1 rRNA gene is annotated in these 333 nt (G+C 40.2%); it reads left to right on the top strand.

Going from position 1 to position 333, the window contains the following annotated elements:
- Positions 1-146: 146 nt before the first annotated feature.
- Positions 147-333: ribosomal RNA gene (locus M3175_RS24695) — 23S ribosomal RNA — on the top strand; the annotation flags it as partial.

Genomic DNA, 333 nt, shown 5'->3' with positions numbered 1-333 from the left:
TTTTTTGCGAAGCAAAAATAACCATCCTTATAAACTTCCATCAAGTTGTTCTTTGAAAACTAGATAAAGTAAAAAAGTCAAGAAAGAAACTGAGTATCGCCATTTTAGGTTTTCTCTCTTAAATGAGTAGAAACAAATTAACCATAGGTTAAGTTAGAAAGGGCGCACGGTGGATGCCTTGGCACTAGGAGCCGATGAAGGACGGTACTAACACCGATATGCTTCGGGGAGCTGTAAGTAAGCTTTGATCCGGAGATTTCCGAATGGGGAAACCCTCTATCCGTAATGGGATAGAATCTTTACCTGAATACATAGGGTAATGAAGGCAGACCC

Source organism: Robertmurraya korlensis (assembly GCF_023715225.1).
Lineage (GTDB): Bacteria > Bacillota > Bacilli > Bacillales > Cytobacillaceae > Robertmurraya_A.
The sequence above is the reverse complement of the archived record's forward strand: the minus strand, read 5'-3'. Positions and strand labels throughout refer to the sequence as shown.